The 13331-nt window shown below is 38.4% G+C and carries 12 protein-coding genes; 7 read left to right on the forward strand and 5 right to left on the reverse strand.

Annotation, left to right across the window (positions count from 1 at the left end; translation table 11 throughout):
* Positions 1-17 precede the first annotated feature (17 nt).
* Positions 18-815 (reverse strand): 5'/3'-nucleotidase SurE, encoded by a 798-nt coding sequence (gene surE / locus UYC_RS0112840; RefSeq protein ID WP_016876237.1) that lies wholly within the window; start codon positions 813-815, stop codon positions 18-20.
* A gap of 298 nt (positions 816-1113) precedes the next feature.
* Here surE and pheS point away from each other — a divergent pair, with 298 nt between their 5' ends.
* Entirely contained in the window at positions 1114-2106 is a 993-nt protein-coding gene (pheS, locus tag UYC_RS0112845; protein ID WP_016876238.1) for a phenylalanine--tRNA ligase subunit alpha, read from the forward strand.
* 156 nt (positions 2107-2262) lie between these two features.
* On the opposite strand, the gene UYC_RS0112850 is transcribed toward pheS, so the two are convergent.
* Positions 2263-3705, reverse strand: a complete 1443-nt coding sequence (locus UYC_RS0112850) for a RecQ family ATP-dependent DNA helicase (RefSeq protein ID WP_016876239.1) — start codon at positions 3703-3705, stop codon at positions 2263-2265.
* Positions 3706-4234: 529 nt separating this feature from the next.
* Between UYC_RS0112850 and UYC_RS0112855 the strand changes: the two genes are divergently transcribed.
* From UYC_RS0112855 to UYC_RS0112870, 4 genes are all read left to right on the forward strand, one after another.
* Positions 4235-4531 carry a hypothetical protein gene (locus UYC_RS0112855; RefSeq protein ID WP_016876240.1) on the forward strand — a complete coding sequence of 99 codons (297 nt, stop codon included), beginning with the start codon at positions 4235-4237 and terminating at the stop codon, positions 4529-4531.
* A 109-nt stretch (positions 4532-4640) separates the two neighbouring features.
* Positions 4641-5078, forward strand: coding sequence for a GNAT family N-acetyltransferase (locus UYC_RS0112860; RefSeq protein WP_016876241.1), 438 nt, complete (start codon positions 4641-4643; stop codon positions 5076-5078).
* Positions 5062-5322 (forward strand): hypothetical protein, encoded by a 261-nt coding sequence (locus UYC_RS0112865; protein ID WP_016876242.1) that lies wholly within the window; start codon positions 5062-5064, stop codon positions 5320-5322. The genes UYC_RS0112860 and UYC_RS0112865 overlap by 17 nt, the downstream gene beginning before the upstream one ends.
* A 284-nt stretch (positions 5323-5606) precedes the next feature.
* Positions 5607-6674, forward strand: coding sequence for a M50 family metallopeptidase (locus UYC_RS0112870; RefSeq protein ID WP_016876243.1), 1068 nt, complete (start codon positions 5607-5609; stop codon positions 6672-6674).
* Here UYC_RS0112870 and dapF read toward each other — a convergent pair.
* The 3 genes from dapF to UYC_RS0112885 form a co-directional block, all read right to left on the reverse strand.
* The gene (dapF, locus tag UYC_RS0112875; RefSeq protein WP_016876244.1) at positions 6671-7510 is read right to left on the reverse strand and encodes a diaminopimelate epimerase; all 840 of its coding nucleotides are present in this window, start codon (positions 7508-7510) and stop codon (positions 6671-6673) included. The two genes, UYC_RS0112870 and dapF, sit on opposite strands and share 4 nt — an antisense overlap.
* A gap of 366 nt (positions 7511-7876) precedes the next feature.
* Entirely contained in the window at positions 7877-9472 is a 1596-nt protein-coding gene (locus UYC_RS0112880) for a 2-isopropylmalate synthase (RefSeq protein ID WP_016876245.1), read from the reverse strand.
* An 89-nt stretch (positions 9473-9561) separates the two neighbouring features.
* Positions 9562-10083, reverse strand: coding sequence for a LabA-like NYN domain-containing protein (locus tag UYC_RS0112885; RefSeq protein ID WP_016876246.1), 522 nt, complete (start codon positions 10081-10083; stop codon positions 9562-9564).
* A gap of 292 nt (positions 10084-10375) precedes the next feature.
* Between UYC_RS0112885 and UYC_RS0112890 the strand changes: the two genes are divergently transcribed.
* Positions 10376-10624 (forward strand): hypothetical protein, encoded by a 249-nt coding sequence (locus UYC_RS0112890; RefSeq protein ID WP_016876247.1) that lies wholly within the window; start codon positions 10376-10378, stop codon positions 10622-10624.
* 167 nt (positions 10625-10791) lie between these two features.
* Positions 10792-13197 (forward strand): CHASE2 domain-containing protein, encoded by a 2406-nt coding sequence (locus UYC_RS0112895; protein ID WP_016876248.1) that lies wholly within the window; start codon positions 10792-10794, stop codon positions 13195-13197.
* The last annotated feature ends 134 nt before the right edge of the window (positions 13198-13331 follow it).

Genomic DNA, 13331 nt, shown 5'->3' on the forward strand with positions numbered 1-13331 from the left:
AATTATTCTGTTGGATCTTACGGTAGGGTAAAGTTCCATTGAGACAAATCATGTAATCCTGTTACGTAGGTGAGATTATATTGCAGTGGAGTTATACTAATGTAGTTTTTGCGGATGATATGTACATCCATAGGCAAATTTTGAGGTAAATTTAAACCTGTTGGTGGTTCCACATCTTCTAAAACTTCTCCGGTTAACCAGTAATAAGTTTTACCACGTGGATCAATTCGCTTGTCGAAAACGTCTACGTAGCGTCGCACCCCTTGACGGGTGATAGCAACTCCTACAATTTCTTCCCACTTGACGGCAGGAATATTAATGTTAAGCAACATCAAATCAGGAAGAGGTTTTTTCGCTATTTGCTCTACTAAAATATTGGCAAATTTAGCGGCGGGTTGAAAATCTTTGTACGAAAAACTAGCCAAACTCAGTGCCACACTGGGAATGCCTTCAATTAAGCCTTCCATTGCTGCAGAAACAGTACCAGAATAGAGAATTTCTGTTCCCAGGTTGGCTCCTTGATTAATCCCAGAAAGAACTAAATCCGGGGGAGAGTCTAGTAAAGCCCACAATGCCAATTTTACACAGTCAGAGGGAGTGCCGTCACAAGCCCAAGCTTTGATGGTGGGATGAAAAATTGACTCGACTATTTCGGCACGAATTGGTTGATGTAGGGTTAATCCATGACCTGTGGCAGAACGTTCTCGATCGGGACAAACTACACTAACTTCATGACCTGCTTCGGCTAAGGAGTTAGCGAGTGTCCGAATACCTGGAGCGTAAATACCATCATCGTTACTAATTAGCAATTTCATGTTTCATTCGTAAATATAAATACTTAATTATCATTAAGTCATTAGTCAACAGCCATGAGTCAATTGTCAATGTTATGTGTCACAAGCATGGAATAAAAATATGCTTATCTGCTCAATCACCTCTAAACTGATAGTAGTGCCTTGGGTTTCAACCATTGCCTTCGATGCACAATTGACTTATTAATTAATTTGATTAGTCTTTTGTCATTTGTCCTTTGTCATTAGTCCCAAGTTAATGACCAATGACCAATGACCGATGACCAATGACCAATGACTATTGACTATTAACTATTGAGTAATGACAAGCAACTTAGAGACTCAACTTTTAGCACTGCGAGAGGAAGGAGAAAAGGCGATCGCAGCTGCCGACACTTTAGAAAGCTTAGAAGAACTGAGAGTCAAGTATCTTGGCAAAAAAGGTAGCCTGTCAGTACTTTTAGGCGGAATGGGCAAACTTCCAGCAGAAGAACGACCGAAAATAGGGGCTGTTGCTAATACAGTAAAAGAAGCCTTACAAACAAGCCTCGATCGGCAACGTACAGCCTTAGAAGCGGCGAAAATTCAGGCACAGCTAGAAGCTGAAACTCTAGATGTGACAATGCCGGGAATTTACTATCCCCAAGGTAGAGTTCATCCCATTAATGGCATGATCGACCGAGCGTTGGATATTTTTGTCGGTATGGGCTATACGGTGGCTTCTGGTCCGGAAATGGAAACAGATTACTACAATTTTGAGGCTCTAAATACTCCACCCGATCACCCTGCTCGCGATATGCAGGATACTTTCTACCTACCAGATGGCAATTTGCTGCGGACTCATACCTCGTCGGTGCAAATTCGGTATATGGAAAACGAAGAACCACCGATCCGCATTGTTGCCCCTGGCAGAGTCTATCGGAGAGATAACGTAGACGCCACTCACGCAGCAGTTTTTCATCAAATCGAACTTTTAGCAATTGATGAGGGACTGACTTTTACAGACCTCAAAGGTACTATTAAGGTATTTTTACAGGCAATGTTTGGCGAGTTGCCCATTCGCTTCCGTGCTAGTTATTTTCCGTTTACCGAACCATCTGCTGAGGTTGATTTGCAGTGGAACGGGCGCTGGCTGGAAGTTATGGGTTGTGGTATGGTCGATCCAAATGTGTTGAAAGCGGTGGGTTACGATCCGGAAATTTATACAGGCTTTGCCGCCGGTTTTGGTGTGGAGCGCTTTGCGATGGTGCTGCATCAGTTAGATGATATTCGGCGCGTTTATGCCAGCGATTTGCGCTTTTTAAGGCAGTTTTAGAAATCGACCACAGATGGACACAGATAAACACAGATAAATCATCGGTGTGCATCTGTGTTTATCGGTGGTCGTTATTACCATAAAATTGAATTTAGACGTGAATATAGTCATTAGTCTTTAGCTAATGACTAATGACCAAGGACTAATGACTAAGGACTATTGACAATTATCGCAATGCCCACAACGCCAATTAGCTGCTTCTTTTTCAAATCCAAAAGCAGATAATAAAAATTGCCAGCGGCACTGTTTGCTATTGAGGTATTTATTCATCTGTGTAGCTGTTTGGAGTTGTGTAACTGAGTTACTTTTCGGACTACTAACAATTGTGTAATGGAAAGGGTCAATCCACTCTAGCTGACCGCAACTGTGTAAGAGAGAAAGAGTAATAGCACCATCGGGAAATTGTCGGGCTACTGCATCCACTTCCCCTGTTTTTGGTAGTTTGTTGATAAATCGTCGTGCTTGTAGTTGTTGCGATCGCACTTTTTCTTCAAAAAATTTCTGTCTTTGCTTATCTGTTGAATCTAACCACCCTGTCGGTTCACTTATTAGCGTTAATGCTTGGGCTGGTTTACCATCCCGCCCGGCGCGTCCTATTTCTTGCACGTATTCTGATAGTAATAAAGGTGCGTGAAGGTGAATAACCCAACGGCAATCTGGTTTGTTTATTCCCATACCGAAGGCAGAGGTACAAACTACAAAAGGTATTTTTCCTCCTAACCAATCACTTTCTACGGCACGGCGTTCTTCTGCACTCAGTCCCGCATGATAACTAGCTGTAGCATAACCCATTGCTTGCAGCCATATAGCTAAGTCCTCACTATCTCGTCTGCTGCGGACGTACACTAATCCCGTTGTCTGCTGTCTTTGTTGGATAAATTTTAATAATTTTTGCTTTCTGCCTCGTGGTGTCCACACAATTTGGACTGTGGGGCTAAGATTTGAGCGATAAGGATTTAAACGGAAAATTGTAGGTTGGTGTAATTGTAAAGTTTCTTGGATGATTTTTTGGGCTAGAGAATCTGCGGTGGCGGTAAAAGCAGCCAGTGCTATTTTTGTTCCTGGTGGTTTTAATTTTAGCAATGCTGGTCGCACTGCCCCAATTCTTCGATAAGCTGGTCGAAATGTCTCTCCCCACTGCACTAAGCAATGTGCTTCATCCAGAATTAAACCATTAATTACAAGTTGGGGCTGAGATAATCTTTCCCACACGGGCTTGCTGAGTAAAGTTTCGGGTGATAAGTAAAGTAATCTCAGCTTTTGTTGTTCCAAAGCCTTGAGAATTTGTCGTCGTTGGAAAGAAGACAATTCGCTGTGTAATAACTCTGCACTTAAATTGCGATCGCGTAGTTCTTGCACTTGGTTTTCCATCAATGCCACCAAGGGTGAAACTACCAAAGTTAGCCCTGTTTGTAACAAGGCTGGAAGTTGAAAGCAAATTGATTTGCCCCCACCCGTTGGCATAATAATTAGTGCGTCTTTTTTCGCCAACAAACTGCGGATAATTTCTCCCTGTGGTGGACGAAAATCTTCGTAACCCCAGATTTTTTGAAATGCAGCCCGAACTTCATTCCAAGATGTAGGTGCAGAGTTATTCATAAGCAGTAAGTAGAAGGCAGGAGGCAGAGGGCAGTAGACGCGGAGCGGATAGAAGTAGGTAGGCAGAAGGGGAAAGGCTTATCCTATCTACTTTCTTGACATATGCATTTTACGTTTGTCCACCTACTTAGCGGGTGGGCTTGATTTTGAATATATCCTCTGCGGTTGAGCTACTGGTTCAGTAGTTTTATCAGTTGTTTATAGGATTTTGATAAATGTATAAAAAGTGATTACACTCTAGTGCGATCGCTTTTATTCAAATTTTCATTGAAGTTAATTATTGTCTTTTTAAATGAGTGCAACTCATCTTGACTCTCTATTCTAATAACTTCCATTTCATTCCTTTTCTCAGTTTCTGCGTCAAAGATTTAAAGTTTGTTTTGGTAAGCCAGAAAAAGGTTCTATACCTGTAGAGATAAAAACTAGTGAACAGCAGTTATTATTTATAGCTTCTTCAATACATTACAATTCATTTTTTGAACTTGTAGATGCACTTATAGTATTAATAAATGGTTCTAGTCAAACAATTGTGAGATGGAATACTGAACCGATAGAATATGAATTTAATTTATCTAGAAATAATGATGAGATAACTTTAGAAGTTGTGAGATTTCCTGATAGTCGGAAGATTCAATCTCAAGGTGAAGTTGTATTTAGAATAAATGACTCATACAAATTAATAGTGTTACCTTTCTGGCGTGCATTACGTCAGATGGAATTTTGTGACAATTTTGAAGAGCAATGGGGGCGAACATGGCCAAAGCGAGAAATGACGCTTCTAAACAAGCTGATTGAAAGGTTCAAGCGTTGTAGTAATGAAGCGTAATATATTTAAAGTGTCTGTAAATTATTATTTCCTCAAGATTGAAACTGTTCATTTTATTCTAAATTAGAATTATTTCTCATCAATCGTGATATAAAAATGCTACAACAATATGAAAGAAGAGTTACAGCATAAGTTTTATATCAGCACTGATAAAACAAAATTAGATATAAGAATGATTCATGGTTTCTTAAAAGATTCCTATTGGGCTGAAAATATACCATTAGCGATTGTAGAAAAGGCAGTTCAAAATTCTTTATGTTTTGGGCTGTATGAAAGTAATAAACAAGTTGGTTTTGCCAGAGTCATTACTGACTATGCAACTTCTGCTTTATTAAAAGATGTTTTCATATTAGAGCCTTATCGCGGACAGGGTTTAGGAAAATGGTTTGTTGAGTTTATTTTGGAATATCCAGAACTGCAAGATGTGCAAAGGTGGCTGCTAGGCACAAAGGATGCTCATGGGCTTTACCGCCGCTATGGCTTTAAAAATTTAACAGAACCAGAAAGAATTATGATGCGTTTAAATGTTCATGCCTATCAGCACTAAGACAGGCGATCGCCAAAAGTATACAGCACCCTTTTTTCATCGTAAGCTACTTCTGATCGCTACAGGTTTATTGGCGATCGCCTACATTTCAACTTGCCTATTCCTGTTGTTTCGGCAACATTACCTGATATTTCGTCCTATTCACCAAATCTTAACGTTGTCCAGTTCCCCTGACTTCAATCTTCCCTATCAGCAGGTGAAGTTACAAATTACTGATTATAATGAAAATTTGAACGCTTGGTGACTTCCAGCACCATCATCCCAAGATAACTCGTATTTGCGGGCGATTGAAAAGTTCATGAACACAGTGGAATCGACACAAAATACTTTTTAGTTTGGAAATAGGGTTGGGGTAATAATTCATATACGTCGAATTTTTCTTGCCCACTTACTTACTAGTTTTGACACTATTGTTGTAGTAAAATTAAAAACTTTATTTAAAAATCATATTTGTACTGATAAGAAGCATTGATTGGTTGGGAACACTATTAAAGGAATAGTGTCTTTATACCAAAATTACAATTATATATGCAAATAGAATTTATTTTAATTCTTTTGATATGGCTTTATTTTTCAATTTTCTGCCATGAGATGGGACATTTTGTTACGGCTAAGATAGTAGGTTTTAATCCATATCTTGTCAAAATAGGAATGGGCAGAAAAATCTTGCAATTCAAGCTATTTAATTCTGTAATTGAGTTTGCAAGTATTCCTGGTGGCGGTATAACTTACATATCTAATTTAGAACTACAATGGCTTAAACTTAAGCTTATACTTATGTACTTAGGTGGCCCAATTGTTCATTTGATTCTTTTTCTCATACTTACTAAAATTTATGAATACTATAGTTACAATTTAGTTGATTTAAGTTATATAGAAAATATAAATTTTTTAGCTCAGATAGAAATTTTATTATTTATTTTTAATATTTTACCATTAGAAGCTAGACAGTACGGTATCACAGTTGGAAGTGACGGTAAACAAGTAATAGACGCTTTGACTAAAAGCAATCAGCAATTTATTCAAAAATTGTTAGGATTATCAAGATATGCATCCAAACAAGATAATTCTTCAGAAAATTTCTTCAATAATGATTTAAAAAGTTTACAGATACTATTTAAAGCCCAAGCTCAAATTAATAGACAAAATTTTGATGATGCGATTGAATTACTTGAGTTGCTTTTAAATAATCCTGATTTTATTCAAAGAGATAAAGTTTATATTATCGATATTTTAGCTTCTATTGTTATAAATCATGGAGAAAAGAAATATCTACAACAAGCTAATAAATGGTCAGAACAAGCACTGTTATTAGCTAATGATATCAAAACTGTACGAGGAACTAGAGGTTCTATTCTGGTAGAATTAGGTAGGTACAATGAAGGTAAAGAAATGCTTTTACCTTTGACGGAAGCAGGTAATGATACTATTGATATAGCAATTAGTTGTTGTTATATTGCTAAAGCAGATTACTTTTTGGGTAATGAAGAACAGGTGAAAACTTGGCTAAAAAAGGCTGAACAAAATAGCGCTGGTAGCCCCACTCTGCACCAAATTATATCAAGAGTAAAAAGAGAGATTAATTGTTCTACTTAGTTATCAAACAATTCTGCTGACATTTCTCCTTTAGCTACTTTTGTCACAGAACCTCTCATTGAAATCATAAAATCATCGTTGATTTCTATCGAAATCAAACCACCAGGCATTTGCACGATAATTGAGGAATCACACAAACCAAGTTTATGTGCCACAGCCGCTGCTGCACTGCTGCTACTACCTGATGCTAAGGTGTAACCAGCACCCCGCTCCCATATTTCAATTTGAATACTGTTTCGGTTCAGAACTTTCATGAACTGAACATTGGTACGATTTGGAAAGAATGGATGAACTTCTAAAAGTTGCCCGTATTTTTTTGCGATCGCTGGCGTAATTTCGGGTAGAGAAATGACACAATGTGGATTCCCAATTGTGGCAGCACAGAAGGAAAACGTGCGATCGCCACAATGTATCTCCTCTTGAATTACTTCTCGGCGATCGCCTACAATTGGGATTTCATCGCTCCAAAAACTAACTTTTCCCATTTCTACCTGAACAGTTTTCCCAGCGTCTTTTACCACCGATTGAACTAATCCGCCTAAGGTTTGAATTGAGAATGGTTGTTCGCCAACAAGTTTCTTATCCCATAAGTAGCGAGAAAATATCCGCAATCCATTGCCACTCTTTTCCGCTTCACTGCCATCAGGATTATAAATACGTAATCCAAACTGGGCTGTTTGAGATGGGAATGGCCCCAATAATATACCATCAGCTCCAATTCCGAAATTACGATGGCAAATTACTTTAATTAGCTCTGGGGTGAGGGGACAAGATAAATCTTCAGGGGCTAAAACTAAATAGTCATTTCCAAGAGCGTGATATTTGTAAAACTTCATCCTTTATGCTTTCTAAAAAGAAAAGTTTTATGAATGATATAACAGTCCTATCTAATTTGTAAAAAATGTTTGGAAGAACAAACCACAAAGTGCACAAAGTACACGAAGAAAAAAGGAAGAAAGAGTTTTATGAATGATTTAGGATTGCTATAGGCAAATTTATGTTCACCCTCAAGCTAAAGCGCAACGCACCATCCTAGATTAGAGCTTTTCTCTTTCCCAAGCTCCAGCCTGGGAAAGCATTGATTGAGGCTCTGCCTCACAGTTTTCATCACCATGCTCTTCATGGTAATGAGAAAAAATTGAGAATGATTGTTCGCCCCTAGATTCTGTGAAGGAGTTGGGGCAAGCTCTTTTTGGGCTTAACTAAGCAGTTACTTGCTCTTGCTTAGATTGATTTTGCAACCAAGCATACAATCTATTCAAGGCATTAACATATGCCTGGGCTGACGCCACGATGATATCAGTGTTTGCAGCATGACCGGAAAATACCCTATCCTCGTATTTTAAACGGATAGTTACTTCCCCGATCGCATCAATTCCAGCTGTTACTGACTGCACGGAAAACTCAATCAACTGGTTGGGTACATTGACAACACGGTTAATAGCCTTGTATACAGCATCTACTGGCCCGGTGCCAATAGCAGCATCCATTAATTCTTCGCCTTCTGGAGTACACAGAGTGACTGTGGCGGTGGGTTTAGCGTTGCTACCACAGGATACTTGCACCAACTCTAATTTAAATAGATCGGGAGCTTGTTGAATTTCGTCGTTAACAATTGCTTGTAAATCCCAATCTGTAATTTCTTTCTTTTTATCTGCTATTTCTTTGAACCTGACAAATGCTTGATTTAATTCAGTTTCTGTCAGTTCATAGCCTAATTCGCGCAAGCGGGTGCGGAAGGCATTTCTGCCGGAATGTTTGCCTAAAACAATTTGGTTTTCTGTCAAACCGATTAATCGGGCGTCCATAATTTCATAGGTGAGCTTGTTTTTGAGCACACCATCTTGGTGAATTCCCGACTCGTGGGCAAAGGCATTGGCACCAACAATAGCTTTGTTGGGTTGTACCAGCATTCCTGTCAAGTTGGAAACCAGACGAGAAGTTCTATAAATCTGCTTGGTATCAATATTTGTTAAAGGCTCTTCCGAATCCACCGGGCGTCCCAAGAAAGGATTAAAATATTGACGCCGCACGTACAAAGCCATTACTAATTCTTCTAGTGCTGCATTTCCTGCTCGCTCGCCGATACCGTTGATAGTGCATTCCAACTGTCTGGCACCATTTTTAACTGCTTCCAAGAAGTTAGCAACTGCCATGCCTAAATCATTATGTCCGTGAACGGAAATAATTGCTTTGTCGATATTAGGAACGTTTTCTTTGATTCCTTTAATTAGTGCTCCAAATTCACTGGGAGTAGTGTAACCAACGGTGTCGGGAATATTAACTGTTGTGGCTCCAGCAGCAATTGCTCGCTCTAAAACCTCGTAGAGGAATTCTGGATCGGATCGCCCGGCATCTTCAGGAGAAAATTCGACATCATTGGTGAATTGTTTCGCATAAGCTACCATTTCTTGGGCGATCGCCAACACTTCTTGTCTAGTTCTTTTGAGCTTGTATTTGAGGTGAATATCTGAAGTAGCGATAAAAGTGTGAATTCGTCCTTTTGCTGCTGGTTTTATCGCTTCAGCAGCAGCTTTAATATCTTCTTGCCGTGCTCGTGCCAAACTGCAAATTATCGGGCCATTTTCTGTTCCTACAGTTTGAGCTATTTTGTTAACTGCCTCAAAATCTCCTGGGCTGGCAAAGGCAAAACCAGCTTCGATTACATCTACACCCAAACGTGCTAGTTGTTTAGCGATCGTTAGCTTTTCATCGATATTTAGAGTTGCTCCCGGACATTGTTCGCCATCTCTAAGTGTGGTATCGAAAATAATTATGCGTTCTGATTTAGTTTTCATTTGTCACTCGTTGTTTAGTTTTTATTTATCGCTTAAAATACTTCAACCTAACTTTTTACTTTTAAATATGTAAATAACTGTCAAAATTACTATGCATCTGTTTTTTCTATTTGATCTCGAATATCATTTAAATCTATATATCTATCCGTAGCATTACGCAATTCCCTTGCTATCATTCCTTCTGTTGATACTACTGTAATATGAGTATTTTTAGAACGTAATAGCTCTATAGCTCTTTCAAAGTCTCCATCTCCACTAAATAAAACAACTCGGTCGTACTGATCTACTGTATTAAACATATCTACAACTATTTCAATATCTAAATTCGCTTTTTGCGAGTAACGACCAGAAGCATCATCATAGTATTCTTTAAGAATTTTAGTTCTAACTGTATATCCAAGACTAATTAGAGCATCTCTGAAACCTCGCTGATCTTGTGGGTCTTTTAAGCCAGTGTACCAGAATGCATTAATTAAGGTTGTGTCTGACTGTTCGTATTTGAAGTATTCTAAGACTCGCCTTGGATCAAAAAACCAGCCATTTTTTTGTTGAGCATAGAACATATTGTTTCCGTCTACAAAAATAGACAGACGATTCATCGAGGAACCCATAGAAATTTACACCTAATAGATAGATAAAGAAGAATTTAGAGTGAACAATAGATTATAGCAATTATAAAATAGCAAATTTGCCATTACCTATAAATTGTGTTGACATATATAGCTTTTATATAACCTCTTGTGAAAGTAGAAACTAGACTTAAACATTGATGTTAACCTTCATTTGGTGCTTAACCTTTTCACATTTAGCGCGATTGATTGTACCCTGTAGTCAAAATTTACCAATAAACTTGACTGAGTAAAAGCTTTTAACAGCTGTATACCGATCAAGTTTACTCCTAAAATGGTATGGAATAAGCTTCAAGTAGAATTTAAGGCTGGGAATATTCCTTTGGGGAGACAAAGTATTCTACAAGATGCGCGTGATGTTTATATGTATAACCTACAGGAAATTTACCCAAAGAAATTTTGGGGTGTACTGATTGGCTGCGATAACAGCTTAACCTTGGTAGTAACATCTCGCTGCGATTCATCTATCTTTGCAAAAATACTCTCAGGAGCTAAGTTAAGTAAGAACTTAGGTAATGTCTAAATGGCAGGATAAAGCTTTTCAAAGCTGAAATAACGCAATTTTGCTTAATAATAAAGGATAGTTTACAAATGTATAAGATTTCCATTTAAGCCTTATTCAACTTTATTGCTCTAAAAGAGTGGGTAAATAAATAAAAGCATAGTACATAAATGATTCAGGAATAGGATATGGCAGAAGAACCTAAATATACATTAACCAAAAAAGATGTCTCTACTGCCAACCAATTTTCTAATAAACCAACAAAAGCGTCTTTGACAACATCGTTACGTCAGTCAAAGTTAATAGCACGTTTAGGCGATCTGGTTGCTGGTGCTGCCGTCGTAGGTTCTGCACTACTAACAGCTTCTAGTTTAGGCTGGGTGCAATTAATTGAAAATCAAGTCTATTCTAGTTTTTTTATCTTACGGGGTTCTGTCGCTCCTCCAGAGAACATGATAATTTTGGCAATTGACGAGCAGTCGATATCAGAGCCGGAATATCACTATCACACAGATCCGCAAGCTTATGCCTACTTAGAACCACTTAAAGCCTTTCCTTTTCAACGTGCCGCATATGCTCAGGTGATTGAGAAATTAGTACGGGCAGGAGCGCGTCATGTAGCGGTGGATGTTGTGTTCGATATGCCAAGTAGTTACGGAGAACAAGACGATCGCCAATTGCAAAAAGTACTACAACGTTATGGTAATAAAGTTTCTTTAGCCGCTCTCTACGAAAATTTTGAAACGCATCAAGGCACCTTTTGGCAATTGACACAACCTCAGCAGATATTTCGCACAGGTTCGGTATCAATTGGCTCGGTTAATTTTCCCAAAGAGGTAGATAACAAAGTTCACCGATTAGCTAGCGAATTTCCTAAATTGCTAGCAGAAAAACAGGGTTGGATGCCAACAGAAAAAATGCTTTCCTTTGATGAAATTGTTTTAAGGGCATCCCAAATTAATTATTCTCAACCAAAAGGCGATCGCATTTATTTTTATGGCAGTGCAGGTACATTTGAAACGATTCCTTTTTGGCACGTATTCGATCCAGAAAACTGGAATACTTATTTACAGAAAGGAAAGGTATTCAAAGACAAAATTGTACTGATTGGGGCAACAGCCCAGCTAACTAAGGATTACTATTCAGTGCCTGCTGCTTCTAGCTGGTTGTATCCAGAACAGATGTCAGGGGTAGAAATTCACGCCAATGCGATCGCAACTTTAATGGAAGGTAAAAGTATTGCCGAAGCAATTAAGAGTCAATTTTGGCGCGGTGTTTTTGTACTGTTTTTAGTGGGCGGATGTAGTGTCATAGTTGTTAAATGCAAGCGAGGTATAAGTAGATTTTTCTATAGCACTGTTCTGGCAATGAGCTGGATAGTAATAAGTTATGCATTATTTGTTTCTAGCCATATTATATTTCCTACTGCTATTCCGGTTTTAGCGATCGCAGCGATTGGAATATTATATTTAGGAACAGAAGTAGTTAGGGAAACTATCAGAAAACAGCAATTACTGGTTATTTTCAACAAATATAAATCTTCTGCTGTTGTCCAAGAAATTATCAATCAAGATGAATTTCAAGACTTGCTCCAACAACTTGATGTAGCATTATCGGGTAAAATTCTGGGCGGGCGTTACAAAATACTTAAAGTTCTTGGTGCAGGAGGATTTAGCGAAACCTACATTGCCGAAGATACCCAACTTCCGGGTAATCCTCTGTGCGTTGTCAAACAACTAAAACCAGCTAACTCGAAATTTGAGCAGTTGCAAGTTGCCAGACGATTATTTTATTCAGAAGCTCAAACGCTGCAAAAATTGGGCAACCACAGCCAAATTCCTCAACTATTAGCTTATTTTGAAGAAGAAGAAGAATTTTATTTAGTCCAAGAGTATATAGTTGGTCATGCTCTCAGTCAAGAACTGCTTCCAGGTAAAAGAATTTCGGAAACTGATACAATCGAGATTTTACAAGACTTATTGCAAACATTAACATTTGTCCACCAACACGGCGTAATTCACCGGGATATTAAACCTGGTAATATCATCCGACGAGACTCAGACGGTAAGTTAGTACTGATTGATTTTGGAGCTGTCAAAGAAGTAGCCATACAACAGTTAGAAGCTCCAGAGCAAACCGCATTTACTATTGGTATTGGCACTAAAGGTTACGCACCAAGTGAGCAACGTTTTGGGCGCCCCCAATATAGTAGTGATATTTATGCAGTTGGCATGATTGCCATTAAAGCTTTAACTGGTATCTCTCCTCACGAGTTAGAAACAGATGCAAATGGTGAATTGAAATGGAGCGATAAAGCACATATTAGTCATGCTTTAGCTGAGATTATTTCTAAAATGGTATTAGAAGATTTTCAACAGCGTTATCAATCTGCATTAGAGGTACTTGGGGCAATAAACAAATTAATTCTTTCTGAAGACAGAAACTTTTTATTAGGAGAAGAATCATTACCAAGTACTCTATTTTTAGAAGATTCAAATACTCCTACCACACCTTGGATAAAACAATCGGAAGACACTCAAGATTTAACTTATTCCACATATTTATTGCCTAAACCAGAAGAAAATCAAGAATAAAGTTCAGAAACGATTAGGCGAATAGAATTAACTTTCTCACAATTCAACTCAGATTGCTAAATTAAGTGGGGAGTTGTTGATTTTCTAACCACCAGCGTTTGAGCCAGAATTTTGCGCTCCAGGAGTTTCTTGCT

The organism is Chlorogloeopsis fritschii PCC 6912 (assembly GCF_000317285.1).
Taxonomy (GTDB): Bacteria; Cyanobacteriota; Cyanobacteriia; order Cyanobacteriales; family Nostocaceae; genus Chlorogloeopsis; species Chlorogloeopsis fritschii.

Coding starts and splice junctions, on each gene's coding strand:
- pheS (WP_016876238.1), top strand. CDS start 1,114: ATGACAAGCAACTTAGAGACTCAACTTTTAGCACTGCGAGAGGAAGGA.
- UYC_RS0112880 (WP_016876245.1), bottom strand. CDS start 9,472: ATGAAAACTAAATCAGAACGCATAATTATTTTCGATACCACACTTAGA.
- UYC_RS0112870 (WP_016876243.1), top strand. CDS start 5,607: ATGCAAATAGAATTTATTTTAATTCTTTTGATATGGCTTTATTTTTCA.
- UYC_RS0112850 (WP_016876239.1), bottom strand. CDS start 3,705: ATGAATAACTCTGCACCTACATCTTGGAATGAAGTTCGGGCTGCATTT.
- UYC_RS0112860 (WP_016876241.1), top strand. CDS start 4,641: ATGAAAGAAGAGTTACAGCATAAGTTTTATATCAGCACTGATAAAACA.
- surE (WP_016876237.1), bottom strand. CDS start 815: ATGAAATTGCTAATTAGTAACGATGATGGTATTTACGCTCCAGGTATT.
- UYC_RS0112890 (WP_016876247.1), top strand. CDS start 10,376: ATGGTATGGAATAAGCTTCAAGTAGAATTTAAGGCTGGGAATATTCCT.
- UYC_RS0112865 (WP_016876242.1), top strand. CDS start 5,062: ATGCCTATCAGCACTAAGACAGGCGATCGCCAAAAGTATACAGCACCC.
- UYC_RS0112885 (WP_016876246.1), bottom strand. CDS start 10,083: ATGGGTTCCTCGATGAATCGTCTGTCTATTTTTGTAGACGGAAACAAT.
- UYC_RS0112895 (WP_016876248.1), top strand. CDS start 10,792: ATGGCAGAAGAACCTAAATATACATTAACCAAAAAAGATGTCTCTACT.
- dapF (WP_016876244.1), bottom strand. CDS start 7,510: ATGAAGTTTTACAAATATCACGCTCTTGGAAATGACTATTTAGTTTTA.